At 64.5% G+C, this 23,549-nt stretch carries 23 protein-coding genes; 6 read left to right on the top strand and 17 right to left on the bottom strand.

The features are described from left to right. Positions 1 to 62: 62 nt before the first annotated feature. Genes FMM02_RS01885 through FMM02_RS01860 form a run of 6 tightly spaced genes read right to left on the bottom strand, consistent with a single transcriptional unit; the run spans position 63 to position 5,054 of the window. Complete coding sequence (locus FMM02_RS01885; protein ID WP_147493276.1) at positions 63 to 323, bottom strand: ATP synthase F1 subunit epsilon; 261 nt, start codon at positions 321 to 323, stop codon at positions 63 to 65. A 4-nt stretch (positions 324 to 327) separates the two neighbouring features. Further along, positions 328 to 516: a glutathione S-transferase gene (locus FMM02_RS01880; protein ID WP_147493275.1), complete on the bottom strand. Its 189-nt coding sequence runs from the start codon at positions 514 to 516 to the stop codon at positions 328 to 330. Positions 517 to 522: 6 nt separating this feature from the next. Next, positions 523 to 2,031, bottom strand: coding sequence for a F0F1 ATP synthase subunit beta (gene atpD, locus FMM02_RS01875; RefSeq protein WP_147493274.1), 1,509 nt, complete (start codon positions 2,029 to 2,031; stop codon positions 523 to 525). Positions 2,032 to 2,058: 27 nt separating this feature from the next. Then, complete coding sequence (locus FMM02_RS01870; RefSeq protein ID WP_147493273.1) at positions 2,059 to 2,946, bottom strand: F0F1 ATP synthase subunit gamma; 888 nt, start codon at positions 2,944 to 2,946, stop codon at positions 2,059 to 2,061. A gap of 21 nt (positions 2,947 to 2,967) precedes the next feature. Next, positions 2,968 to 4,497, bottom strand: coding sequence for a F0F1 ATP synthase subunit alpha (gene atpA / locus FMM02_RS01865; protein WP_147493272.1), 1,530 nt, complete (start codon positions 4,495 to 4,497; stop codon positions 2,968 to 2,970). A gap of 2 nt (positions 4,498 to 4,499) precedes the next feature. Beyond that, entirely contained in the window at positions 4,500 to 5,054 is a 555-nt protein-coding gene (locus tag FMM02_RS01860) for a F0F1 ATP synthase subunit delta (RefSeq protein ID WP_147493271.1), read from the bottom strand. 185 nt (positions 5,055 to 5,239) lie between these two features. On the opposite strand from FMM02_RS01860, the gene FMM02_RS01855 reads away from it, so the two are divergent. Then, entirely contained in the window at positions 5,240 to 5,707 is a 468-nt protein-coding gene (locus FMM02_RS01855) for a DUF1203 domain-containing protein (protein WP_147493270.1), read from the top strand. Here the strand turns inward: FMM02_RS01855 and FMM02_RS01850 are convergent. Continuing rightward, positions 5,704 to 6,165, bottom strand: a complete 462-nt coding sequence (locus FMM02_RS01850; RefSeq protein ID WP_246104803.1) for a GNAT family N-acetyltransferase — start codon at positions 6,163 to 6,165, stop codon at positions 5,704 to 5,706. The two genes, FMM02_RS01855 and FMM02_RS01850, sit on opposite strands and share 4 nt — an antisense overlap. A 72-nt stretch (positions 6,166 to 6,237) precedes the next feature. Between FMM02_RS01850 and FMM02_RS01845 the strand changes: the two genes are divergently transcribed. Beyond that, on the top strand, positions 6,238 to 7,284 hold the full coding sequence (locus FMM02_RS01845) for a bifunctional transcriptional activator/DNA repair enzyme AdaA (protein WP_246104802.1): 1,047 nt from the start codon (positions 6,238 to 6,240) through the stop codon (positions 7,282 to 7,284). A gap of 42 nt (positions 7,285 to 7,326) precedes the next feature. Here the strand turns inward: FMM02_RS01845 and FMM02_RS01840 are convergent, their stop codons facing one another. From FMM02_RS01840 to FMM02_RS11140, 3 genes are all read right to left on the bottom strand, one after another. Further along, the gene (locus tag FMM02_RS01840) at positions 7,327 to 9,507 is read right to left on the bottom strand and encodes a primosomal protein N' (RefSeq protein WP_147493268.1); all 2,181 of its coding nucleotides are present in this window, start codon (positions 9,505 to 9,507) and stop codon (positions 7,327 to 7,329) included. A 9-nt stretch (positions 9,508 to 9,516) separates the two neighbouring features. Beyond that, positions 9,517 to 10,299, bottom strand: a complete 783-nt coding sequence (gene purC, locus FMM02_RS01835; protein WP_147493267.1) for a phosphoribosylaminoimidazolesuccinocarboxamide synthase — start codon at positions 10,297 to 10,299, stop codon at positions 9,517 to 9,519. 92 nt (positions 10,300 to 10,391) lie between these two features. Further along, positions 10,392 to 10,550: a hypothetical protein gene (locus tag FMM02_RS11140; protein ID WP_187107812.1), complete on the bottom strand. Its 159-nt coding sequence runs from the start codon at positions 10,548 to 10,550 to the stop codon at positions 10,392 to 10,394. A 140-nt stretch (positions 10,551 to 10,690) separates the two neighbouring features. Here FMM02_RS11140 and FMM02_RS01830 point away from each other — a divergent pair, with 140 nt between their 5' ends. After that, the gene (locus tag FMM02_RS01830) at positions 10,691 to 11,596 is read left to right on the top strand and encodes a LysR substrate-binding domain-containing protein (RefSeq protein WP_147493266.1); all 906 of its coding nucleotides are present in this window, start codon (positions 10,691 to 10,693) and stop codon (positions 11,594 to 11,596) included. Here the strand turns inward: FMM02_RS01830 and FMM02_RS01825 are convergent. The 6 genes from FMM02_RS01825 to FMM02_RS01800 form a co-directional block, all read right to left on the bottom strand. After that, positions 11,593 to 14,412 (bottom strand): M16 family metallopeptidase, encoded by a 2,820-nt coding sequence (locus FMM02_RS01825; protein WP_147493265.1) that lies wholly within the window; start codon positions 14,410 to 14,412, stop codon positions 11,593 to 11,595. The two genes, FMM02_RS01830 and FMM02_RS01825, sit on opposite strands and share 4 nt — an antisense overlap. A 165-nt stretch (positions 14,413 to 14,577) precedes the next feature. Continuing rightward, positions 14,578 to 14,988, bottom strand: a complete 411-nt coding sequence (locus FMM02_RS01820; protein WP_147493264.1) for a hypothetical protein — start codon at positions 14,986 to 14,988, stop codon at positions 14,578 to 14,580. Positions 14,989 to 15,035: 47 nt separating this feature from the next. Beyond that, entirely contained in the window at positions 15,036 to 16,241 is a 1,206-nt protein-coding gene (gene coaBC, locus FMM02_RS01815) for a bifunctional phosphopantothenoylcysteine decarboxylase/phosphopantothenate--cysteine ligase CoaBC (RefSeq protein WP_147493263.1), read from the bottom strand. After that, positions 16,238 to 17,308 (bottom strand): hypothetical protein, encoded by a 1,071-nt coding sequence (locus FMM02_RS01810; protein WP_147493262.1) that lies wholly within the window; start codon positions 17,306 to 17,308, stop codon positions 16,238 to 16,240. The genes coaBC and FMM02_RS01810 overlap by 4 nt, the downstream gene beginning before the upstream one ends. 2 nt (positions 17,309 to 17,310) lie before the next feature. Beyond that, the gene (gene ubiB, locus FMM02_RS01805; protein ID WP_147493261.1) at positions 17,311 to 18,849 is read right to left on the bottom strand and encodes a 2-polyprenylphenol 6-hydroxylase; all 1,539 of its coding nucleotides are present in this window, start codon (positions 18,847 to 18,849) and stop codon (positions 17,311 to 17,313) included. A 1-nt stretch (position 18,850) separates the two neighbouring features. After that, a complete protein-coding gene (locus tag FMM02_RS01800) occupies positions 18,851 to 19,594 on the bottom strand; it encodes a class I SAM-dependent methyltransferase (protein ID WP_147493260.1) in 744 nt (247 codons plus the stop codon). 59 nt (positions 19,595 to 19,653) lie between these two features. Between FMM02_RS01800 and mutM the strand changes: the two genes are divergently transcribed. The 3 genes from mutM to dnaA all read left to right on the top strand — a co-directional run bounded on the left by mutM (position 19,654) and on the right by dnaA (position 22,620). Then, positions 19,654 to 20,469 carry a bifunctional DNA-formamidopyrimidine glycosylase/DNA-(apurinic or apyrimidinic site) lyase gene (mutM, locus tag FMM02_RS01795; RefSeq protein ID WP_147493259.1) on the top strand — a complete coding sequence of 272 codons (816 nt, stop codon included), beginning with the start codon at positions 19,654 to 19,656 and terminating at the stop codon, positions 20,467 to 20,469. Between the two features lie 109 nt (positions 20,470 to 20,578). Further along, on the top strand, positions 20,579 to 20,842 hold the full coding sequence (rpsT, locus tag FMM02_RS01790) for a 30S ribosomal protein S20 (protein WP_147493258.1): 264 nt from the start codon (positions 20,579 to 20,581) through the stop codon (positions 20,840 to 20,842). A gap of 365 nt (positions 20,843 to 21,207) precedes the next feature. Then, positions 21,208 to 22,620 (top strand): chromosomal replication initiator protein DnaA, encoded by a 1,413-nt coding sequence (dnaA, locus tag FMM02_RS01785; RefSeq protein ID WP_425473642.1) that lies wholly within the window; start codon positions 21,208 to 21,210, stop codon positions 22,618 to 22,620. Positions 22,621 to 22,799: 179 nt separating this feature from the next. Here the strand turns inward: dnaA and FMM02_RS01780 are convergent, their stop codons facing one another. Beyond that, a complete protein-coding gene (locus tag FMM02_RS01780; protein ID WP_246104801.1) occupies positions 22,800 to 23,483 on the bottom strand; it encodes a DUF4136 domain-containing protein in 684 nt (227 codons plus the stop codon). Positions 23,484 to 23,549 lie beyond the last annotated feature (66 nt).

The raw sequence follows: 23,549 nt of genomic DNA, 5'->3' as shown, positions 1-23,549 counted from the left end.
CACCCAAGCAGCTTTCGGTAAAATGTGCGTTAACTTTGGGGTCTCGGCCCCAAGGGAAAGCGCTAGGCCGCGGCGCTTTCAGCAAGCACGGTGAGGCCCTTGCCGCCGACTTCGGCGAAGCCCCCGCTGACGGCGATGCTCTCGGGCGCCGCGCCGGCGGTCTTGTAGACTTTCAATTCGCCGTCTTTCAGCGTGGTCATGAAGGGCGCATGGCCGGCCATGACACCGAATTCGCCTTCGACGCCGGGGACGACAACCATGTGTACCTCGTCCGAACGGACGAGCTTTTCCGGAGTCACCAGTTCGAAATGAAGGTCGGCCATCGTCTTATTTCTTTCCTTCGGCTGCCGCATCAAAGGCCGCGGTCGCCTTGTCGAACTTGTCCCGGCAGCCCGGGTTGCAGAAGCCGACGACCTGACCCTGGTAAAGCGTCAGGCTGTCGGCCTGTACCGGGTCGCCCGACCAGGGGCAGACCCGGTTGATACAGTCTTCGAAGCGGAGGTTGCGATCCGCCACGAACGATCAGGCGTCCTGCGCTAGCTTTTCGGCCTTGGCGACGGCTTCTTCGATCCCGCCGACCATGTAGAAGGCCGCTTCGGGCAAATGGTCATATTCGCCCTCGACGACCGCCTTGAACGAGCGGATCGTGTCTTCCAGCTGGACGAACTTGCCCGGAATGCCGGTGAAAACCTCGGCGACGTGGAACGGCTGCGACAGGAAGCGCTGAATCTTGCGGGCGCGGGCCACGACCAGCTTATCTTCTTCCGACAGTTCGTCCATGCCGAGAATGGCGATGATGTCCTGAAGCGACTTATACTTCTGCAGCGTTTCCTGGACCTTGCGGGCAGTTTCGTAATGCTCCTGGCCGACGGTGCGCGGCTCGAGCACGCGGCTGGTTGAATCCAGCGGATCGACCGCCGGGTAGATGCCAAGCTCCGAAATGGCGCGCGACAGAACGGTGGTCGCGTCCAAGTGAGCGAAGGAGGTCGCCGGCGCCGGATCGGTCAAATCGTCGGCGGGCACGTAGATGGCCTGGACCGAGGTAATCGAACCCTTGTTGGTCGACGTGATGCGTTCCTGCAGCGCGCCCATGTCGGTCGACAGCGTCGGCTGGTAGCCCACGGCCGACGGAATGCGGCCGAGCAGCGCCGACACTTCCGAACCCGCCTGGGTGAAGCGGAAGATATTGTCGACGAAGAACAGCACGTCCTGACCTTCGACGTCGCGGAAATATTCTGCCTGGGTGAGACCCGACAGGGCGACGCGGGCGCGGGCCCCTGGCGGCTCGTTCATCTGGCCGAACACCAGGGCGACCTTAGATCCTTCGCTGGTCGGGTTGCCGTCGGCGTCCTTGGCGATGACGCCGGCGTCGAGGAATTCGTGGTAAAGGTCGTTGCCCTCGCGGGTCCGCTCGCCAACGCCCGCGAACACCGAAGTGCCGCCATGGCCCTTGGCGATGTTGTTGATCAGTTCCTGGATCAGCACGGTCTTGCCGACGCCGGCGCCGCCGAACAGGCCGATCTTGCCGCCCTTCGCATAAGGGGCGAGCAGGTCGATGACCTTGATGCCGGTGACCAGGATCGCCGAATCGGTCGACTGGTCCACAAAGGCAGGGGCCTCCGCGTGGATCGGGGCGGTTCGCTCGGCACCGATCGGGCCGCGCTCGTCAATCGGTTCACCGATCACGTTCATGATCCGGCCAAGGGTCTTCGGACCGACCGGAACCTCGATCATCGAGCCGGTGGCGGTGACGCGCTGGCCGCGGGTCAAGCCTTCGGTCGAATCCATGGCGATCGTGCGCACGACGCCTTCGCCGAGATGCTGCGCAACCTCGAGAACCAGGCGGTTGCCGTTATTGTCGGTTTCCAGCGCTGCGAGGATCGGCGGCAGTTCGCCGTCGAAGGCGACGTCGACAACGGCGCCGATGACCTGCGCGACCGACCCGACCGGGTTGCCCGTGGTCTTGGCAGTGGCGTTGGTGTCGGCGGCAGCCTTCTTGGCTTTGGTCTTGGCGGGGGCGGCGGTAGCCATGGTCGGTTTCCTCAGCTTTGGTCCGGGTTAGAGCGCTTCGGCGCCCGAAATGATTTCGACGAGTTCGGTGGTGATCGCTGCCTGGCGCTGGCGATTATACTGGATCGACAGGCGGTTGATCATATCGCCGGCGTTGCGTGTCGCATTGTCCATCGCAGTCATCTGCGAGCCGTAGAAGCCAGCGGCGTTCTCCAGCAGCGCGCGATAGATCTGGATCGCGACATTCTTCGGCAGAAGCTCGGCAAGGATTGCTTCCTCGTCGGGCTCATATTCGACCGCGGCGGCGGCGATGTTCGTCTTTTCTTCGGCGGCAGGGGGCGCGGGCACCACCGGGATGATCTGGTCGACCTGCGGTTCCTGCGCCAGCACCGACTTGAATTCGGAATAGGCAAGGTGGGCGACGTCGAACTGACCGCTCAGGAAACGATCGGTAATGTCGTCGGCGATCGCCTGCGCATCGGCATAGCCCGGCGACTTCATCGCGCTGGTATCATGGTCCGCGATGATCGCCTTGGGAAAAGAGCGAGCAATCGGGGGACGGCCCTTGCGGCCGACGACGTAGAAGAGGACGGTCTTGCCTTCGGCCTGCAGCTCTTCGGCCTTCTTGCGCGCGGCACGGACGATGTTGGTGTTGAACGCTCCCGCCAGGCCTCGGTCGCCGGTGGCAAGCACGATCAGGTGGGTTTCGTCCTTGCCCGTGCCGGCGATCAGCTTCGGCGACTGGGGACCGACGGTGACCCGGCTCGCCAGCGAGCTGACGACGTTGGACAGGCGGGTCGCATAGGGGCGGCCGGCCTCGGCATTTTGCTGCGCACGGCGCAGCTTCGCCGCGGCGACCATCTTCATCGCCTTGGTAATCTTCTGCGTCGACTTCACCGAGCCGATGCGAAGCTTTAGTGCCTTGAGGCTGGCCATGGCCTAGCTTCCCCTACGCCCTTACGCGAATTGCTTGCCGAACGCGGTGAGCGCGTCCTTCAGCTTCCTGGCGGTGTCGTCGTCGAGCGCCTTGGTCTCGCGGATCGTCTTGAGGACGTCGGCGTGATCCGAACGCAGGTAAGACAGCATCGCCGCTTCGTAGCGGGTAACGTCCCTGACTTCGACGGTGTCGATGAAGCCGTTGGTGCCGGCAAAGATCGACACGACCTGTTCCTCGACCGGCATCGGCGAGAACTGCGGCTGCTTCAGCAACTCTGTAAGGCGGGCGCCGCGGGCCAGTAGCTTCTGGGTCGAGGCATCGAGATCCGAACCGAACTGCGCAAAGGCAGCCATCTCGCGATACTGTGCCAGTTCCAGCTTGATCGAGCCGGCGACCTTCTTCATCGCCTTGGTCTGCGCGGCAGAGCCGACGCGGCTAACCGACAGGCCGACGTTAATCGCCGGGCGGATGCCCTGGTAGAACAGGTCGGTTTCGAGGAAGATCTGGCCGTCGGTGATCGAAATCACGTTGGTCGGGATGTAGGCCGACACGTCGCCCGCCTGGGTTTCGATGATCGGCAGCGCGGTCAGCGAGCCATTGCCATTGGCGTCGTTGAGCTTCGCCGCGCGCTCAAGCAGGCGCGAGTGGAGATAGAACACGTCGCCCGGATAGGCTTCGCGGCCCGGCGGGCGGCGCAGCAGCAGCGACATCTGGCGATAGGCGACGGCCTGCTTCGAAAGATCGTCGTAAACGATCACGGCATGCATGCCGTTGTCGCGGAAATATTCGCCCATCGCGGCGCCGGTATAGGGCGCGAGGAACTGCAGTGGGGCGGGCTCTGAAGCGGTCGCGGCGACGACGATCGAATATTCCATCGCGCCATTTTCCTCGAGCGCGCGTACGATCTGCGCGACGGTCGAGCGCTTCTGGCCGACGGCGACATAGATGCAGTAAAGCTTCTGGCTTTCATCGTCGCCGGCATTCGCCTTCTTCTGGTTGATGAAGGTGTCGAGGGCGACGGCGGTCTTTCCGGTCTGGCGGTCGCCGATGATCAGTTCGCGCTGTCCGCGACCGACCGGAACCAGCGCGTCGAGCGCTTTCAGGCCGGTCTGAACCGGCTCATGCACCGACTTACGAGGAATGATGCCCGGAGCCTTAACTTCGACGCGGCTGCGCTGATCCGAGGCGATCGGGCCCTTGCCGTCGATCGGATTGCCGAGCGCGTCGACCACGCGACCGAGAAGGCCCTTGCCGACGGGAACGTCGACGATGGTGCCGGTGCGCTTTGCGGTGGCGCCTTCCTTGATCTGGCTGTCGGAGCCGAAGATGACGACGCCGACATTGTCGGCTTCGAGGTTGAGGGCCATGCCCTTGGTGCCGTCTTCGAACTCGACCATTTCACCGGCCTGGACATTATCAAGGCCATGGATGCGGGCGATGCCGTCACCGACCGACAGCACGCTGCCGACTTCGGAGACCTGCGCGTCGGCGTCGAAGTTCGCGATCTGGTCGCGGATGACGCGGGAAATTTCAGCGGCGCGGATGTCCATGTTCAGCCTTTCATCGCATTCGCGAGGGTGTTGAGTTTGGTGCGGATCGAGGAGTCAATCATCTGGCTTCCCTGCCGGATGATGATTCCTCCGAGGATTTCGGGGTCGACCTTGGCTTCAATCGTCACGTCGCGGCCGAAACGGGCCTTGAGGCTGGTCTTGAGGCGGGCAATCTGGTCGTCGTCGAGCGGGCGGGCGGTGGTGACCTCGGCCGCGGTCTCGCCGCGATGCTCCGCGGCCAGCTGCCGGACCGAGCGGATAACCGGCTTCAACTCGCTGAGCCGGCCATTGTCGGCCAGCACGCCAAGGAAGCGCGCGGTCAGCGGGTCGATGCCTAACGCCGGGGTCAGCGCGCGGATCGCCCGGCCCGCGTCGTTGCGGCCGACCAGCGGGCTGCTGGTCAGGGTTTTGAAATCGGTCGATTCGGCCATCGCGGCCTCGATCGAGTCGAGGCTTCGCGTCACCGCGTCGATCTGCTTTTCGTCACGGGCAAGGCCGAACAGCGCGGTGGCGTAGCGCCCCGCTAAGCTGGCCTGAATGCCGCCGGAATTCTCCACGCGCTCAAAGCTCCAGACAAAGAGTTTTGCCCCATGCATTGAATGGGGCGCAGCGACAAAAATCGCGCGCCCCCCATGGGTTGGCGCGCCCCTAGCAGGGGGTGGCGGGGGATGCAAGGCAGCTAACCGCGTTTGGCCGCAAGCGGCGGGAAGCCTGACCGCCTGTTCGCGAATAGACAGGCGGCATGACCTATCGATTCACAGGGCTCGCCCCTTCGCAATTCGCCCATCTTATCGGTTCCGACGAGGCCGCGTTGACGGCTCGTGGGGCGGTTCGGATGATCGCCAACGGCAAGGCGGCTTTCCCGTGCCGCATCCAGCTCGACGACGCCGTCGACGGCGAACCCTTGCTGCTGGTCAACCATGTCTCGCATGGCGGCAATAATCCTTATCGCGCGAGCCATGCGATCTTCGTCAGCGAAACAGCCACCGAGCCGGTGACCTTTATCGGCCGGATACCTCCCGCGCTTGACCGCCGCATCCTTTCGCTTCGCGCGTTCGACGGGGCCGGCATGATGGTCGACGCCATGCTGGCTCAGCCCGGCGAAGCCGACCCGCTGGTGCGCGGGCTGCTGGCCAACGCGAACGTCGATCATGTCGACGCCCACACCGCCATTCGCGGCTGCTTCCTGGCAAGGGCCGACCGGGCCTAGATCGCCTTGGTGAAGAATAAGGTCCATTGGGTGTCGGCATAATCGCCGAAGGGCCCGCAGGGGGTGAAACCCTCCCGGACATAAAGCCGGATTGCGGCCGCGAACTGGTCCGTCGACCCGGTTTCGAGGCTGACCCGGCCGATCCCCTCGATCCTAGCCTCCTTGATGATGTGCTTTAGCATAGCCTTGCCCACGCCCCGACCAAGCGCTCCATCGACGGTGCGCATCGACTTGACCTCCCCATGCCCGGGTTCGAGCCGCTTGAGCGCGCCGCAGCCCAGAAGGATGCCACCGTCGCGAAGCGTGAAAAAACGGATCTCCGGAATCTTCAACCCGTCGACCGGAAGGACATGGCACGCCGCCGGAGGCGAGCCCGCCCGCATCTCGGCGAAATGCTGATCGAGCAGGGCGCGAACGTCCTTGCAGTCCAGTTCGCCTTCGTGAAACGTCCAATCCACGCCCCATATCCTTTTGAGCGCAAGCCACGGGAAGCAGGACGTAGGACGCGACCTTATGATAGGTCCATGTTGATGCGAACAATTGACACGGAGAAGGCGTGGGAGGCTTTCGCAGCCCGTGACCGCCAATGGGACGGCCGGGTCATCGGCGCCGTCAGGACGACGGGCATTTATTGCAAGCCGAGCTGCCCGGCGCGGCGGCCCAAGCGCGAAAATGTCGAGTTCTTCCGCGATGGCGCGGCTGCCGCGGCGGCAGGCTATCGCCCCTGCATGCGCTGCAAGCCCGACGAGGTCGCGCGCGACCGCGAGGCGGTCGTTCGGGCGGTTGCCTTGATCGACCGCGCCGAGGAGCCGCCCCGGCTGGGCGAACTGGCGGCGGCTGTCGGCTATGCCGAACACCATTTCCAGCGGATCTTCTCGCGCGACATGGGGGTCTCGCCCGCGGCCTATGCCCGCGCCGTCCGCGCCCGGCGGGCGCAAAACCAACTCGATAAGGACAAAAGCGTGACCGAAGTCATTTATGAGGCCGGCTATTCCGCTCCAAGCCGCTTTTATGCCGATGCCGAGGCCCGGATGGGAATGACTCCGTCGGCCTGGCGGGATGGCGGGCGCGGGGAAACTATCCGCTACGTCAACGCGACAACGCCGCTGGGGCCGATGCTGGTCGCCGCGACCTCCAAGGGTATTTGCGCGATGGCCTTCGACGGGGACGAGGCGGGGTTGCGACGCCGCTTTCCGAATGCGGACGTTCGGCCGGACGATGGGACGATCGCGCCCTGGGTCACGGCGGCGCTCAGCCAGATCGAACGCCCGAGCGCGCACGACCTGCCGATCGACGTGCGCGGAACCGCGTTCCAGGAGGCGGTGTGGCGCGAATTGCGCAAGATCCCGCTCGGCCAGACCCGCAGCTATGCCGATATCGCACGGGCGGTAGGCGATCCCAATGCAACGCGGGCGGTCGGTACCGCCAATGGCGCAAATCCGGTCGCGGTGCTGGTGCCGTGCCACCGGGTAATCCGTTCGGATGGCACACTTGGCGGCTATGCCGGCGGGGTCGATCGCAAGCGCAGGTTGCTGGATGCCGAACTTGGATCGGCCCAGCAGCAGCTCGACATCTAGGGCGCCGCCTGTACGGGACCGGCGGCGCCCGCGGAAGTGTGCCTAGACGAAGCTATAGGGGTCGACATCGACCGCTACCCGCACCTTGGCGGACCATTCTAGCGCCCCAAGCCAGTCGCGAATGACGTCCTGCACGTCGAGCTTGCGCGCTGCATGGATTAGCAAACGTTGGCGGTGCCGGCCGCGCAGCATGGCCAGCGGCGCAGGGGCCGGGCCGAACACGGCCATGCCTTCGACCCGCGGCGCCCCCTGGCCGATCCGGCGCGCGACCGCTTCGGCCTCCGCCTTGTCCTCGGCGGAGACGATAATCGCCGCCAGCCGCCCGAACGGCGGCATCGCGGCGTCGCGCCGGGCCTCGGTCTCTGCGGCGTAGAAGCCGGGCGCATCGCCGCTGATCAGCGCGGCGATCACCGGCGCCTCCGGATCATGGGTCTGGACCAGTACGCGGCCCGGCTTGTCGCCTCGCCCGGCCCGGCCGGCGACCTGTTGGATCTGCTGGAAACTCCGTTCCGCGGCGCGCAGGTCGCCCCCTTGCAGGCCCAGGTCGGCATCCACCACCCCGACCAGCGTCAGGTTGGGAAAATGATAGCCTTTGGTGACTAGCTGGGTGCCGACGACAATGTCGATCTCCCCTGCATCCATGGCGCGGACAAATTCGGCGGCTCGGGCGGGGGACCAGATCGTGTCGCTCGTGACGACCGCGGTGCGTGCTTCGGGAAACAGCGCCGCTACCTCGTCCGCAATCCGCTCGACGCCGGGCCCGCAGGCGACGAGACTGTCCTCGTCACCGCATTCCGGGCACAGCCGCGGCGGCGGCATGACATGGCCGCAATGATGGCATGCCAGCCGGTGCATCAGCCGATGTTCGACCATCCAGGCGGTGCAGTTCGGGCATTGAAAGCGGTGGCCGCAGGTCCGGCACAGCGTCAAGGGCGCGAAGCCGCGGCGGTTGAGGAACAGGAGCGACTGTTCGCCAGCTTCGAGGTTCGTGCCGAGTTCATCGACAAGCGACGGCGCTAGCCAGCGCCCGCGAGGCGGCGGGTCCCGGGTGAGATCAAGGGCGCGGATCGCCGGCAGTTCGGCCTGGCCGTGCCGTTCGGTTAGGCGAAGCTCGCGGTAGCGGCCGATATCGACCATGTGCCGGGTCTCGATGGCGGGCGTGGCAGACGCGAGGATCACCGGGACTTCCTCGAAATGGCCGCGCATTACTGCCACGTCGCGCGCGTGATACTGGACGCCTTCCTCCTGCTTGAAGCTGGGTTCATGCGCTTCGTCGACGACGATCAGGCCCAGGTCAGGGTAGGGCAGGAAAAGCGAGGATCGGGCGCCTACCACCACCTTGGCCTCGCCGCTGGCTATCGCCCGCCAGGCGCGACGGCGCTGCGACGCGCGAAGGTCGCTATGCCAGGCCACCGGCTCGCACCCGAAGCGGGCGGTAAAGCGGGTCAGGAATGGTTCGGTGAGCGCGATTTCCGGCAGCAGGACAAGCGCCTGACGCCCGACCCGGATCGCTTCTGCGATGGCTTCGAAATAGACTTCCGTCTTACCCGACCCGGTAATGCCGTCGAGCAGGATGGGGTCGAATTTGCTGGCCGCCGCAGGACCGATTGCCGCCTTGAGGCTTGTGGCCGCACTTGCCTGCTCGGCGCTCAGCTGGGGCGGCGCGAAATCTGGGTCAGGTCGGGCAAAAGGCAGGTCGGCGTCAACCTCGACCGCCTCCACTGCTCCGGCATGGACCAGGCCGCGCATCACCGCTTCGCTGACCTCGGCGTGGGCGGCCAGTTCGCGAACCGTTCCCTGTCGCCCGGCGATTCGGTTCAGCGCCTGGTCCCTTTGCGGGGTCATTCGTGCCGGTGCGGTACCGGTCGGACGGTATTCGACCAGCTGTTTCGGACCAGCCAGCGCCGACGATGACGGGATTATCATCCTCAGCACTGCGGCCAGCGGCGACAGATAATAATCGGCGGTCCACTCGGCGAGGCGGCGCAACGGTTCGGGCACGGGCGGCACGTCGACCAGTCCGACAAGGGGGCGGAGGCGGTTGTCGCCGACGTCTTCGGTCTTCAACCGCTCCGCTTCCCATGCGACCCCGACAAGCTGGCGCGGCCCGAGCGGCGCGATCACGACTGCGCCCGGACTGACCTTCAGGCCGTCGGGAACGCGATAATCCAGTGGACCAAGCGCGGCGTTTAAGGTGACGACGCGAACGCGGGGAAGGGGCACCTGCGCCCCTTACTTGCCACGCTTCTTGCGATGGCTGTCGAGGTCGAGAACCGCGCTCTCGTCATTCTCTTCGGGCAGCAGGCCAAGCCGGCGGGCGACTTCCTGATAGGCCTCGGCTTCGCCGCCAAGCCCTTGGCGAAAGCGGTCCTTATCCAGCTTTTCGTTCGACTTCATGTCCCACAAGCGGCAGCCGTCGGGCGAAATTTCATCGGCAAGGATGATGCGGCTGTATTCGCCATCCCATACGCGCCCGAACTCCAGCTTGAAGTCGATCAGCCGGATCCCGATCGCCGCGAACAACCCGCACATGAAGTCGTTCACGCGGATCGCCATGTCAGCGATGTCGTTCATCTCGTCCTGACTGGCCCAGCCGAAGCAGGCGATATGTTCGTCGGCGATCATCGGGTCGTTGAGCGCGTCGTCCTTATAATAATATTCGATGATCGTGCGCGGAAGCTGCGTACCTTCCTCGATCCCCAGGCGCTTGCTGAGCGACCCTGCGGCGACGTTCCGCACGACTACCTCGATCGGCACGATTTCGACCTGGCGAACAAGCTGTTCACGCATGTTCAGCCGGCGGATGAAATGGGTCGGGACGCCAATCGTCGCGAGCGACGTGAAGATATGTTCGCTGATTCGGTTGTTGAGCACGCCCTTGCCGCTGATCGTGCCGCGCTTTTGCGCATTGAAGGCGGTCGCATCGTCCTTGAAATATTGAATCAAAGTGCCGGGTTCGGGGCCCTCGTAGAGGATCTTGGCCTTGCCTTCGTAGATTTGGCGGCGACGGACCATGGGCGTTGTGGACTCCGACTGATACGAAAAGAGGGGCGGCTATAGGCGAGCCGTCCCTCTATCGCAATCGACCGAACATGCGCCATCGAAGACTAGCAATCGCAGATCGGGCGGTTGCGCCACGGAGCCCGAAACTGGACCGCTGCGATCAACCGGAAGGTTCGGCCGAGTTTGGCGGCGAGCTCGGTGATCCCGTCGTGCAAGGCCTGGCGGCCCTCCTGATATGACCGGTCAAAGATTTCATCCGACATTGTCGCCTCCTGCTATTGCCGGCGCCGGCGGCGGGGTTGGGGAGGGACCGCCGGCGCTCCCTGCCATCTAAGCCGGCCTGGCTGCTCTGGCCAATGAAAGGCTGGACGGCATCCATAAGCTTGGCTTATACAGGTGAACGATGCGCAAATTGCCGCCCCTTGCCTCCGTCAGGGTCTTCGAAGCCGCGGCAAGGCACGAGAATTTCACTGCCGCAGCGAATGAGTTAGGGATGACCCAAGCAGCGGTGTCCTATCAGGTCAAATTATTGGAGGAGCGTCTTGGCGCGTCCTTGTTCCTGCGGGAAAAGGGGCGTGCCCGCCTGACCCCGCTCGGCCAGCGCCTGGTCCCCCAGCTGACACAAGCATTCGACCTGATGGAGTCCGCCTTCGCCGCCCAGCGGGAAGAGGACGAGGGGCTGCTGACCATCGCCACCACCTTTACCTTTGCCAATACTTGGCTGGCGTGGCGACTGGGAAGCTTCCAGGTCGACCATCCCGACCTCGCGGTGCGGCTGGCGACCGACAACAAGCTGGTCGACCTTAAGGCCGGGGAGGCCGACCTTGCCATCCGGGCCGCGGCGCGACCGTCGGAGGGGTTGGTATCGATCGACCTGATGCGGGTCGATTTTTCGCCGATGTGCTCTCCCACATTCCTTGCCAGGATCGAGGAACAGCTGGGCCGCAAGGTCGAACCCCATGACCTTGCCGACCTGCCGATGATTAGTCCCAACGACCAATGGTGGGATCAATGGTTCGAGGCCGCGGGCGTCAAAGGCGCCGATCGTCCCCGCCGGCCCGGCCTCCGGCTGGACAGCCAGGCGGACGAGGGCAAGGCGGCCATGGGCGGCCAGGGCTTCGTGCTGCTGACCCCGGCCTTCTGGCTGAACGACTTGCGCGACGGTCGGCTGGTCCAGCCGTTCGACCTCACCGCGACCGCGGGCTTCCGCTACTGGCTGTGCATTGCGCCAGAACGGCGCAATCTCGCCAAGGTGCGGCGTTTCCGCGACTGGCTGCTCAACGAGGTTGCCCGCACGCGCGGCGACTAATTGCGGGTGGGCGCCGGGATTTTGACCACCGCCGGCTTGCGGATGCGAATGCGCCGCTGCTTTGCCGGGTCGAGGTAAGCCAGCGCAAGCTGATGCAGCTCCGCCGGAGTGATCGCCTTGAACAGTGCCTCCTGCTGGCGATAGCGGTCCAGGCGGTTGGCCTTGCTTTGGGCCTCGTCCACCACGGCCAGCCAATAGCTGTTTTCCCGGCGGCTTTTGGCCAGCGCCTCGAGCATCGGGGCCCGGACCCGGTTGAACAGATCCTCACTGATCGGCTCGGCGCGGATTTCGGCCACTGCCGCATCGATCGCCTGCTCGACATCGGCGATCTTGCCTGGTGCAACGATCGTACTGACGCCAAGCGTGCCGAAACCTTCGTAGACGTCCGACATGTTCGACCCGACGTTCACGCCGTATGAAGCGCCGAGCTGCTCTCGGATCGCGTCGGTCAGGATAAGATCGAGCGCCTTGGCGAGCATGATCATGCCGATTTCGCGGCGATAATTGTCGTCGTCGTCAGTCGGCCACAGTGCCGCGACAAGGGCCTTGTCTAACGCTCCGTTATGGACGAGCTCGATCGGCGCTAGCTCCGGTCGAAGCGCTGCTTGCCGAGCTTCGCGATAGTCGGGGGTGGTTGCCGCGCGGGCCGGCAGTGCGCCGAAGCTTTCGGCGACAGCGCGAATCGCCGCTTCCTCGTCGATGTCGCCGACGATGCCAATCTCGATCGGAGCGGTGGCGGCAAGCTGTTTCAGTACCGCCTGCGCTTCTGCGAGGTTGCGTTTCATCAGTTCCGCCGCGGGCGGGGCGCCGAAGCGAAGGTCGCCGCCCATCAACACCGACTGGGCGCGAGTCGCGTAAACCGATTCCGGTTCGCTATCGAACTGCTTGTCCATCACCGGGACCATGTTTGTCCACCGCCGTGCGGCTTCCGGGCGAAAGCCGGGATCGGTGAGAAAGGCGGCGCTGACCTTCATCTGCAGGGGCAAATCCGCCGGCGAAGTGGAGCCGGCCGATACGAAGGAGTCGCTGCCCACGGCGGACCCGGCGGAATAGACCCGGCCCGCCAGCACTTCCTTCATTTCCTCAAGCGAATGTTTGCCGGTACCCCCGATCGCCGACAGCGAGCTCATCATGATCCCCAGGCCCGGCTTGTCCCGGGGCAGGGCGAGCTGACCGCCGGCCATGCGAACCGAGAAGCGCACTCGGCCTGCCTCGAATTCGGTCTTCTTGATGTTGAGTCGGACATTGTTCGCGAACTGGACGGTGCGGATGTCGAGATCCGCGATCCTCTTGTCCTCGGTGATCTTGCCGGGCGTGCCGAAGCTCTCATAGGCGAATGCCTTGTCGCTTTCCTCTCTTGGCGCCGATACCGCGACATTGCGGGCCATCGCCAGCGCTGCGCCGATCTCCGCCCCGTTGACGGGTTTCTTGTCGCTAACATGGACTAGCGGTGCGCTGCCCTTCCACAGTTCGCGAAAAGCGGCATTAACCGCGTCGAGCGTCAGGCTGGCGCGATTGCGCTCGTAGAATTGCAATCGCCACGATGGGTGGGTGTTGATGTCCTTGTCATCAAGAGCCGACAGGATCGCCCCGGCAAGGGCGGCATTGCGACGGGTATTGGCCTGTTCGGCCGCGGTCTTGAAGCTGGTATCCATCGCCGCAAGTTCCCGCCGCAGCTCGGCGGCAGTGAAGCCGTGGACCTGCGCCCGGCGAAGCTCATTCTCGATCGCCGTCAGCGCGGCCGGCCAAGCACCGTCTTTCGCCGATATGGTGATGCTTTGGGTCAAGGAGACGCCGTCGAAATCGCCCGCCGAGATCGAAGAGCCGATGAGGTCGGAGCCGTCCCGGTTGACTAGGCGGGTGAGGCGTCGCGCGAACATCGACGTTCCCAGCGACTCAAGAAGGTTTCGGCGCCGCTCTGCCTGGGAATCGAGCGGGTTGGAATAAGGCTTCAACACAGTCCAATTGGCCGAGGTGGCGATATTGAGGTTGAAGAAATTGTCGACCGCCGCCGGACGCGCAAAATCGACGCTGCCCTTCTGCGGTTCGGCGCCGGCGGGTCCGATGCCCTGCCAACCGGCGAACTTGTCCCTGATCTTGGCCTCGATCGCGTCCGGATCGATATCGCCGACGAAGATAAGGGTCGCCCGTTCCGGGCGATAGTAACGGCGATAAAGGTCCTGCATCCGCTCGGCCGGTGCCTTGGTCAGGACATCATAGGTCCCGATCGGCAGCCGCTTCGCATATAGGGATCCGGGTACGAGATGATTCAGCCTGTCCATTGTCTGGCGCAGGTTGAACCCATCGCGGCTGCGCCGCTCGCTCAGGATCACGCCCCGCTCGCGGTCGACAGCTTGTCGATCGAAACGGATCTCGCTGGCGACTTCGCGCATCAGGAACAGCGCGGTATCGACCCGCTCCTCGTCAGACGCCGGCAATTCGAGCAGATAGGTGGTGCTGTCGAACCCTGTCATTGCATTATTGTCGGGGCCGAATGCGAGGCCGAGCCGCTCGAGCCGCTTCACCATCTCGCCCTCGGGGACGTTGGTGGTGCCGTTGAAGGCCATATGCTCGATGAAATGGGCAAGGCCCTGTTCCTGCTCGCCTTCATGGATCGACCCGAACTGGAACCGCAGCCGGACCGAGGCTGTGCCCTTCGGCGTTTCGTTGCGCATGATCGCGTAGCGCATGCCATTAGGCAGCGTGCCGAGCCGGATCGCCGGGTCGGGCGTAATGTCCGCCAAGGGGATTCCCCAGCCGTTGGCAGCGCCCGCCGGCCCCGCGGGGACGGCCGCGCCAGGCATCGGCGCGAGCATCAAGGCGCCGGCAAGCAATAGGGAACGCAACGACAAACCGACCACTTAAGCTTCTCCACCCCTGAACAATGTCAGGACATGGCGTAAATCATTGGCGGCAAAGGACAAGCTGCCTGATCGGCGAAGCGGATGTGCGGCTCGACGAACCGGCGGGACGATGCGCGCCTACTGTAAGGACAGAGCGATCTCGCCGCGATACCAGCCTTCGATATTCTCTCCGGTTGGCCGATATTCGCCCGCCTTGGCCAGCTGCAGCACCGCTCCGCCGATCACCTGTTCGATTGCAGCGCACTGCATCTCGCGAACCACGACACGTTCGACCGCGCCCTGCGACGAAAATTTGACGAGGAACGGCATGGTCAGTTCGACATGTTTCTTCGAAAGCCCGGATCGCGCGCAGGGGCCGGCCGCTGCGGCCTCGATCTGGTCGATTGCCTCGGTTGAAATACGCAGCGACCCTTGCGTCTTTATCAGCGGAATGTTCGACCAGTCGCCACCGGCGGTTGAAACCTGCGGGCTGGCCAGCGCCATGCTGGCAGAGGTTGCGGCGAGGATTGCCGATCCCAAGCGACGCATGACGTTCCCTCCGACTGAAGCGATGACAAAAGTGGCCGTGATCGAGTCTAGTCCTTGCCGAGCAGCCCGGCAATGCGCCCGATGAGTGCGGAGGCGACCTCGGTCTTAGGCATCGGACCCCAGTCTTCCGCGCCGTCGGCAGTCACCAGCACTACATGATTGTCCGCCGCGCCCATGACGTCGCCCGACACGTCGTTTGCGACGATCCAGTCCGCTCCTTTGGCCACGCGCTTGGATTGGGCGTGGGCGACAAGTTCGTCTGTCTCGGCCGCGAAGCCGACCAGCAGCTGGGGCCGCTCCACATGCGAGCCGACCATTGCCAGGATGTCGGGGTTGGCGCTGAACCGAAGTTGCGGCGGACCGGCTGCCTTCTTGAGCTTGGCTGGCGCCGCATCGACCTTCCAGTCAGCGACCGCGGCGACCATGATCGCTACGTCGGCGGGTAGGGCTGCCTCGACGGCCGCGGCCATTTGCTCGGCAGTCTCGATATCCACTCTGACGACCCCCCCCGGGGTCGGCAGCGATACGGGTCCGGCGACCAGCGTCACACGCGCCCCCGCCTGCGCGGCGGCGGCGGCGATCGCGAACCCCTGCTTGCCCGAAGAGCGATTGGCGATCACGCGAACCGGATCGATTGGCTCTTGTGTGGGACCGGCTGTGACCAGCACATGGCGTCCGGCCAGCGGGCGATCTGGCGCAGCTTCGACGCTTGGCGATGCAGCCGCAAGCATCGGCTTGATCCGTTCATAAATGTCGGTCGGTTCGGGCAGTCGGCCCGGCCCATATTCCCCGCACGCCATCGGCCCTTCGTCGGGCTCCAGCACCATGATGCCGTCCGCCCTCAGCTGCCCCACGTTGCGCCGGGTCGCCGCATGCTGCCACATGCGCACGTTCATTGCCGGCGCGACTACCACCGGCTTGTCGGTTGCTAGCAGCAGGGTGGTCGCAAGGTCGTTCGCCAGGCCGCTCGCCATTCGGGCAATGAGGTCGGCGGTCGCCGGGCAGACCAGCACCAGATCGGCAGCGCGACTGAGCTGGATATGGCCCATCTCCGCCTCGTCCTTGAGGTCCCACAACGATGTGTAAACTGGGCTTTCCGCCAGCGCGGCGAGGGTCATCGCGGTCACGAAGTGGCTCCCCCCGTCGGTCAGCACCGGGGTAACGGTATGGCCGTTCTTGCGCAAAAGGCGGATGAGCTCCGCCGCTTTATAGGCAGCAATGCCGCCGCCGACGATCAGCAGGACCCGGCTCATGAAAACGCCTGTGGCATGCCGCGCGCCGCTTTTACAAGGTCCGCAAGGGCGCGGGGTACGAATATCAGCCCGACGAAAGCCAGCGGGGCGGGGATCAGCGCCCAGTAGAAAGTGTCGGCGCGCGCCAACAGGGCCAGCAGCGCGGCATAGCCGAGGACTAGCAGCGTCGCCCGCAGCGCCCATCCCGACTTGATTGACGCCCAGCCGAACAGCGACAAGACCAAAGCGCTCATGGCGAGGACATCCGGCATGCGGATGCCAAAGGTGACCTTAGCGAGGCTCTTCAGGGCAAACTGGACTCCGAGCGTTTCTGACCAGCCCGGCGAGGTGAGGTCATCGGGACGAACAACCTCCGCAACCCATTGGGCATGGAGCGTCATGTACATCGAAAACAGCGTCACGATTAGCGCCCAGCCCGCTGCCTCGCGCCACCGCCGCGCCAGCAGCGCCAGCCCACCCATCGCCAGGATCATGGGCAAGGCCAGTTCGCGCACCAGTAGCGCCAGCCCGCCCGCGACCATCGCCGGCCACGGCCGCTCTGGGCGCCACAATGCGATCATCAGGGCGAGCAGCAGCGCGACCCAGCTTTCGTGGAACAGGCCGGTCATGGGCTGGAGCATTCCGCCCAGCCCGCCGGCTAGCAGGAACATCGCCGCGGCAAGGCCGGGCAGGGGGAGCAAGGGTCGAAGCCTGACCCACCAGGCGAACATCAATCCGGCGCACAACAGCCACAGCATTCCGATCATTACTCGCTCGCCGGCCAGCGCGTAGACGGTTGCGTGGGTCGGCAGCCGAACGGTGAAGAATGGCTGCAACGGATAATGGCCCAGACGATGCTCGGCCGCTGCGACCTCATAATAATCGCCTCCGGCTTCGACCCCGGTGATGATGTCGCGATAGAGCTGCAGGTCGCTCGGCTGTTGCGGCGAGGTGCGAAGCTTGGGAGCCGGAGCCGAGGCCGGAGTCCAGCTGACCAGGATGATCGCAGCGACCAGCGCGGCCAAAAGCGCCAGTGCCGGTGCCCGGCCCCAACGCTGGTACCGGCTGTGAAGCGCCCCCGCTTCCATCGTCAGGTAACGAGCCAGTAAGTCATCAGCGACGCGGCGATTGCTGCCAGGATCGAGATCGCCGCGGGACCAAGCCAAGTCCGCCGTTCGATCACCGCGACCTCCGTGATCGGCGGCGGCGGCGGGGCTGCGCCGGCAGGCGGATAGGCCGAATCAATGCGCCGGATAAGGTCGGGGATGAGCTTGAAGGCACGAACCGCATCGACGATCCGGTCGGCATAATAGGTTTCCGGGCCCAATTCGCTGCGGAGCCACTCCTTGAGGAAGGGCTCGGCCGCCTCCCACATGTTGATGTCGGGATCGAGCGCGGTGGCCACGCCTTCTTCCATGACCATCGTCTTTTGCAGCAACAACAGGTGCGGTTGGGTCATCATGTCGAAATCGCGCGTGATGGCGAACAAGCCTTCCAGCATCCGGCCGATGCTGATGTCCTTGACGGGCAGTCCGCGGATTGGCTCCCCGACGGCCCGCAAGGCGGTGGCGAATTCGTCGACGTCATGGTGCGGCGGCACATATTGTGCCTCGAAATGGATCTCCGCGACCCGCCGGTAATTGCCGGTGATGAGGCCGTATAGAATCTCCGCCAGCCACAACCTTGCCTGGCGGTTGATGCGGCCCATGATCCCGAAATCGATCGCCGCCAGCCGCCCGTCGGGAAGCGCGAACAGATTGCCCTGGTGAAGGTCAGCATGGAAATAGCCGTCGACCACCGCCTGGCGCAGGAAGGCGCGGACAAGGGTCGTCGCCAGTTGCTTGGGGTCGTGGCCCGCGGCGATCAATTCGTCGCGTTTCGACAGCTTGATGCCATCCACCCATTCAAGCGTCAGGACTCGCCGGGCGGTTCGGCTCCAGTCGATCTCGGGAACGTAGAAACCCGGCTCGGCGACCATATTATCGCGCAGTTCCGAGGCCGAGGCAGCCTCCCGGGTGAGGTCGAGTTCGCGCTGCACCCATTGGCGGAAGTAGGCGATGACCATCCGGGGCCGCAACCGGGCCGCTTCGTCGCCGCCATGCACCTCGACATGGGCGGCGGCCCATTCATAGGTTTCGATGGCGCGGGCAAATTCCTCCTCGACGCCCGGGCGCAGCACCTTGACCGCGACCGATCGGCCCTCGGTGGTAACTGCGCGATGAACCTGCGCGATCGACGCCGCGCCCACCGGGACCTCGTCAATCGACTGGAACAATGTTTCAACCGGAACGCCAAGCGCAGTCTCGATTGCCGTGCGGATCGCCGGATAGGGTTCGGGAGGCAGGCTGTCCTGCAATTGCAGCAAGTTGAGTGCCGCCACCTCGCCGACCAGGTCGGGTCTGGTAGCAAGCGCCTGGCCTAGCTTGATCGCCGCCGGACCGATCGCCTGCAGCGCCGCGGCATAATCGGGATTTTCGGGCACCGGCGCGCCGATCCGCGCTATCCGGCACAGCCGGCGCACGACGTTCGGGGTCAGCGGATCGCGCTCGATCCCTTGCAGTGCGCCGTGCCGCGCCAGCGTCCGACCCCATTTGAAGAGGCGCCAAAGGTGGGTAACCGCGGCCGCCAATTCAGATCTTCCACCCGCCGTGTATCGCCACGAGTCCGCCAAGGATCGGCTCGACGCTGGTTGTCGTGAACCCGGCTTCGCCGATCATCGACTTGAACGCCTCCATCCTGGGGAAACGGCGGATCGATTCGACGAGATAGCGATAGCTTTCCTCGTCCTTGGCGACCGCCTTGCCGATGCGCGGTATGACATGTTCCGAATAGCGGTCGTAGACCTCGCCGAAGCCGGGCCACTCGCTGGTTGAAAATTCAAGGCAATAAAAGCGCCCGCCGCGCTTCAGTACGCGATGCGCCTCACGCAGCGCGGCCGGGATGTCCGTGACGTTCCGGATGCCGAAGGCAATCGTGTAGGCGTCGAAACTCCCGTCGGCGAAAATCAGCTTCTCGGCATTCTCCTGCTGCCAGAACAGGCCGTCGATGCCGCGTTTGCGGGCTCGTTCCATTCCCACGGCCAGCATGTCGGCGTTGATGTCGCTAACGGTTACCGTCGCGCCCCGCGCAGCCATGCGAAAGGCGATGTCGCCAGTGCCGCCGGCCATGTCCAGGACGCGCTCGCCCGAGCGCGGCTTCACCTTGGCGACGAACCGGTTCTTCCAAATCCGGTGCATACCGCCCGACATGAGGTCGTTCATCACGTCGTAGCTGCCGGCGACCGAGCTGAACACGCCGCCAACCCGGCGGGTCTTCTCGTCGGGGCTGACGAGCCTGTCGCCGAAATTCACCTGCTGCTTCGAATTGACTTCCATGACCGCGCCCTAGCAGGAGGGAGTGAGGTGCGAAACGCCTCAAATCCGCAAAGGACGCCATGCCCGAACTTCCCGAAGTCGAAACCACCGTGCGCGGCCTTGCCAAGGTCATCGACGGCCGCCAGATCGAGCGGGTCGAAGTCCGGCGCGAGGATTTGCGCCGACCCTTTCCGGCCGATCTTGGCCAGCGGCTGACCGGGGCCCGCGTGGTCGGCCTTGGTCGCCGCGCCAAATATGGTCTGATCGACACCGATCGAGGCGACACGATGATCTTCCATCTCGGCATGTCGGGCGCATGGCGGATCGACCCGGAAGAGCTTGGCAAACACGATCATCTGTTGGTCGAAACCGATAATGCGCGGCGGCTGTCGCTGCGCGATCCGCGCCGCTTCGGGTCGGTCGATATCGTCAGGACCGATGCGCTGTCCGACTGGCCGGCCTTTGCAGGCCTTGGTCCCGAACCCCTCGAGGGAGCGGTCGATGGCGCCTGGCTGAAACGCCAGTTCGCGGGGCGCAGCGCGGCGGTCAAGCTGCTGCTGCTCGACCAGAGGATCGTCGCGGGGCTTGGCAATATCTATGCTTGCGAGGCGCTGTTCCGTGCAGGGATTGACCCGCGCCGGGCTGCGGGGAAAATCGCCCGGGTCCGGCTCGACCGGCTCGCGCAGGCCATTCCTTCCGTGCTCCATGAGGCGATCCGCGCGGGCGGATCCACGCTCAAAGATTTTGCTGCGCCCGATGGCGAATTGGGCTATTTTTCCAAGAAGTTCGATGTCTACGGACGGGAAGGGGAGCCCTGCCGCGGTTGTCTCGGCACCGTCCGCCGGATCGTGCAGGGTGGACGGTCGACCTTTTTCTGTCCGTCCTGCCAGCGCTAGCGACGGTTGACGCGAATCGGCAGCTTCGCTAGGGGAACGCCACGCCGGTGCGACCCGCTGGGTTTGCGCCGCTTTTTTGTTGAAAACACAAGATTTTTGAGGTCGATCGATGGCGAACACGCCGCAAGCCAAGAAGCGCATCCGCCGCAACGCCAATCGCGCGGCCATCAATGGCGCTCGCGTCAGCCGAATCCGGACCTTCATCAAGGCCGTCGAGTCGGCGATTGCCGCCGGCAAGAAGGACGAAGCCCGGGATGCCCTGAAGCAGGCCCAGCCGGAAATGGCTCGCGGCGTTGCCCGAGGCGTGATTCACAAGAACACTGCCTCGCGGAAGTTCTCGCGCCTGACCAAGCGGGTGGCCTCGCTCGGTTAAATCCGCGTTTACGTACTGGATCGGGACGGGCTGTCGGGTGACCGGCGGCCCGTTTCATTTTGATGACTAAAAAAAGTCTAGGGATTCCGGCGATTCGCGGGAGAGCGACCTGCCCCATAATCTGAAAACCACAAGGTTTTCCCGGATTTCTCCCATTTTCTGATGCTCCCCTCTGTCAAGCCGATTTATTTCACCTTGATGAAAATTCGGGTCTTGAATCACAGGCCCCGCGCTCTCAAAACGAACCTCCGGCAGCGAGTCTGCTCCCGGGGGGCTAGAGACGGAAGGGTATTTGGACGAGCGGCTAGCGTCGCGCGTAACGGTCCTTCTTGTCCAGCAAGTGTATATTTGGGAGGCGCGCGCCAGTGCAGGGCAATCGGGAAAATCTGTGTCTCTCCGATGCCGGCACCGAGGCTGCCCACGTACCCGCACCGCTGGAAGCGGCGTGGGAAACGATCCGCGCTGGCCTTCGCCGCGATTGCGGAGCCCGAACCTTCGACGGCTGGCTGAAGCCTGCCGAGCTCGGCGGCTTCGACGGCGAGTCGGGTGAACTCGAAATCGTCATGCCCAGCCAGTTCATGGCCGACTGGGTGCAAAGCCATTTCGGCGAGCGGCTGGCCCTGGCCTGGCGGACGGTGCTGCCGATCGTGCGCGGCGTGAAGATCATGGCTGCGCTTGACGGTCCCAAGCCTTCGCCGCTGCTGGTGCTGGAGGAAATCCCGGCCGCCAGGACGCCGCAGGAACGGGACCCGTCGGCACCCAATTTCGATCAGCGCTACCGCTTCGAAACCTTTGTGGTCGGTAAGGCCAATGAAGTCGCCTGCACGGCGGCCCGGACCTTGGCGACCGCCGACAGCGTCGCCTTCAACCCCTTATTCATCCATGGCGGCACCGGCCGGGGCAAGACGCACCTGCTGCACGCCATCGGCCAGAGCTTCCTCGAACGCCGCCCTGGCGCGCGTGTCGTGTCGATGTCGGCTGAAAAGTTCATGGTCGAGTTCATTCGCGCGCTGCGGGAAAATGATACGATCGGCTTCAAGGGTCGGTTGCGCTCGGCCGACCTGCTGCTGATCGACGACGTCCAGTTCATTGCCGGCAAGGATTCCACCCAGGAAGAATTCTTCCACACGATGAACGAGATCATCACCGCCGGCCGCCGGCTGGTGATCACCTCCGACCGCGCGCCGCAGGACCTCGACGGGATCGCGCCGCGAATCCTGTCGCGCCTGAGCTGGGGCCTGGTGGCCGACATCAATCCGGCGGATTACGAACTGCGCCTCAATATCATCGATGCCAAGCTTGCGGCCCTGCCCGGGGTCGAAATGCCGCGGGCTGTCGTCGAATTCCTTGCCCGCCGGATCAGCAGCTCGATCCGCGAACTGGAAGGCGCGCTCAACCGGATCGCCGCCTACGCCATGATGACGGGCCGGGCGATCGACGTCGCTTTCGTCGAGGAAGTGCTCGCTAATGTCCTGCGCGCGAACCAGCGGCGCATTTCAATTGACGAGATCCAGACCCAAGTCGCCGAACATTATCGCATCCGCAAGGCGGAGATGACCTCGGCGCGCCGCGCCCGCGAAGTCGCCCGCCCGCGCCAGGTTGCCATGTATCTGTCGAAACAGCTTACGCCCAAGTCGCTGCCGGACATCGGCCGCCGCTTTGGGGGGCGCGACCACACCACCGTGATTCATGCCGTCAAGCAGATCGAGCGGCTGCGCGCAGCAGACTCCGAACTCGACGCCGACATTCGCTTGCTGACGCGCCAGCTGGAGGGCTGAGGGGGTAACGGGGCTGCGCCGCGGATCCCCGCGGCCCCCCATGGAGGTCCAGTCCCCAACTGGCCGGGGGCCCGGCGGGAGCGATCCCGCCGGGCCCTTTTTTTCATCGGCGGACGACAAAAGACCCGTCCGGCGCGGGCCGAACGGGTCTCAAGAGTTTCGCGATTGGACGCGGCGGGTTAGCTGGGCGTGCGCCGGTGCGGCGGCACCGTGATCCGCACTGTCTCGCCCGACCGGCCCGGGAAGCCGGTGAACATCGCTTCGATCAGGTTGGGGACGAGCGTGCCCAGATTGTCCGTCGTGGACCGGGCCTGCGCCTTGCCCTCGAACAATGAGGCGTTGTCGACCTTGCGGCGGATGTCGACCCGCAATTCGCTCTGGTAGCTCGTGTAGCTGCGTACCGGCTCGCCGAAAGGCGAATACCAGAAGGGGTCGTTCCAGCCATAATAGAAGGCCGACCGCGGTCCCCAGTAACGATAGCGCGAATAGTAAGGCCGGCCATAAAAACCGTTCCAGAAGGGATCGTGAAGCCGTCCATAAGGGAAGGGGTCCCTGACATATTCGGTGCGGCCCTTGCCGACTCCATAGCCGACCTGGACAACCATCGTCGCCTGATCGACCGAGGCGGCCCGGGCGTAGCCCTGCGCCTGCATCGCCTGGGCAACGAGATCGGCATAGCGAGCGAACTCAAGGCCGCCGATGTCGCGGGCGTCATACGGGACAACCACGAAGCTCTGGCCCTGCGGGGCGGGCATCGCCTGATAACGGGAAACCTTGGCCGGGAAGCCGGTTGCACAGGCCGACAGGCCAAGCGCGGAAACGCCGAGCAGAACCGCCGCTGCGAGCTTGTTAATACGCATCATCTACACCCCTGACTCGGAAAAATTCCTACAAGACAGATGCTTATAGCATGAAGCGTGCTGAATAGG

Origin of the sequence: Sphingomonas xanthus (assembly GCF_007998985.1) — a bacterium.
Classification (GTDB): Bacteria; Pseudomonadota; Alphaproteobacteria; order Sphingomonadales; family Sphingomonadaceae; genus Sphingomicrobium; species Sphingomicrobium xanthum.
The sequence above is the reverse complement of the archived record's forward strand: the minus strand, read 5'-3'. Positions and strand labels throughout refer to the sequence as shown.

Bases quoted from the DNA above. Each gene is read 5' to 3' on its own strand.
- FMM02_RS01870 (WP_147493273.1), bottom strand. From the start codon at position 2,946: ATGGCCAGCCTCAAGGCACTAAAGCTTCGCATCGGCTCGGTGAAGTCG.
- FMM02_RS01855 (WP_147493270.1), top strand. From the start codon at position 5,240: ATGACCTATCGATTCACAGGGCTCGCCCCTTCGCAATTCGCCCATCTT.
- FMM02_RS01825 (WP_147493265.1), bottom strand. From the start codon at position 14,412: ATGCTCGCGCCGATGCCTGGCGCGGCCGTCCCCGCGGGGCCGGCGGGC.
- coaBC (WP_147493263.1), bottom strand. From the start codon at position 16,241: ATGAGCCGGGTCCTGCTGATCGTCGGCGGCGGCATTGCTGCCTATAAA.
- FMM02_RS01780 (WP_246104801.1), bottom strand. From the start codon at position 23,483: ATGATGCGTATTAACAAGCTCGCAGCGGCGGTTCTGCTCGGCGTTTCC.
- rpsT (WP_147493258.1), top strand. From the start codon at position 20,579: ATGGCGAACACGCCGCAAGCCAAGAAGCGCATCCGCCGCAACGCCAAT.
- FMM02_RS01830 (WP_147493266.1), top strand. From the start codon at position 10,691: ATGCGCAAATTGCCGCCCCTTGCCTCCGTCAGGGTCTTCGAAGCCGCG.
- purC (WP_147493267.1), bottom strand. From the start codon at position 10,299: ATGGTCCGTCGCCGCCAAATCTACGAAGGCAAGGCCAAGATCCTCTAC.
- FMM02_RS01885 (WP_147493276.1), bottom strand. From the start codon at position 323: ATGGCCGACCTTCATTTCGAACTGGTGACTCCGGAAAAGCTCGTCCGT.
- atpA (WP_147493272.1), bottom strand. From the start codon at position 4,497: ATGGACATCCGCGCCGCTGAAATTTCCCGCGTCATCCGCGACCAGATC.
- FMM02_RS01820 (WP_147493264.1), bottom strand. From the start codon at position 14,988: ATGCGTCGCTTGGGATCGGCAATCCTCGCCGCAACCTCTGCCAGCATG.
- FMM02_RS01810 (WP_147493262.1), bottom strand. From the start codon at position 17,308: ATGGAAGCGGGGGCGCTTCACAGCCGGTACCAGCGTTGGGGCCGGGCA.
- atpD (WP_147493274.1), bottom strand. From the start codon at position 2,031: ATGGCTACCGCCGCCCCCGCCAAGACCAAAGCCAAGAAGGCTGCCGCC.
- FMM02_RS01845 (WP_246104802.1), top strand. From the start codon at position 6,238: ATGCGAACAATTGACACGGAGAAGGCGTGGGAGGCTTTCGCAGCCCGT.
- FMM02_RS01800 (WP_147493260.1), bottom strand. From the start codon at position 19,594: ATGGAAGTCAATTCGAAGCAGCAGGTGAATTTCGGCGACAGGCTCGTC.
- mutM (WP_147493259.1), top strand. From the start codon at position 19,654: ATGCCCGAACTTCCCGAAGTCGAAACCACCGTGCGCGGCCTTGCCAAG.
- FMM02_RS11140 (WP_187107812.1), bottom strand. From the start codon at position 10,550: ATGTCGGATGAAATCTTTGACCGGTCATATCAGGAGGGCCGCCAGGCC.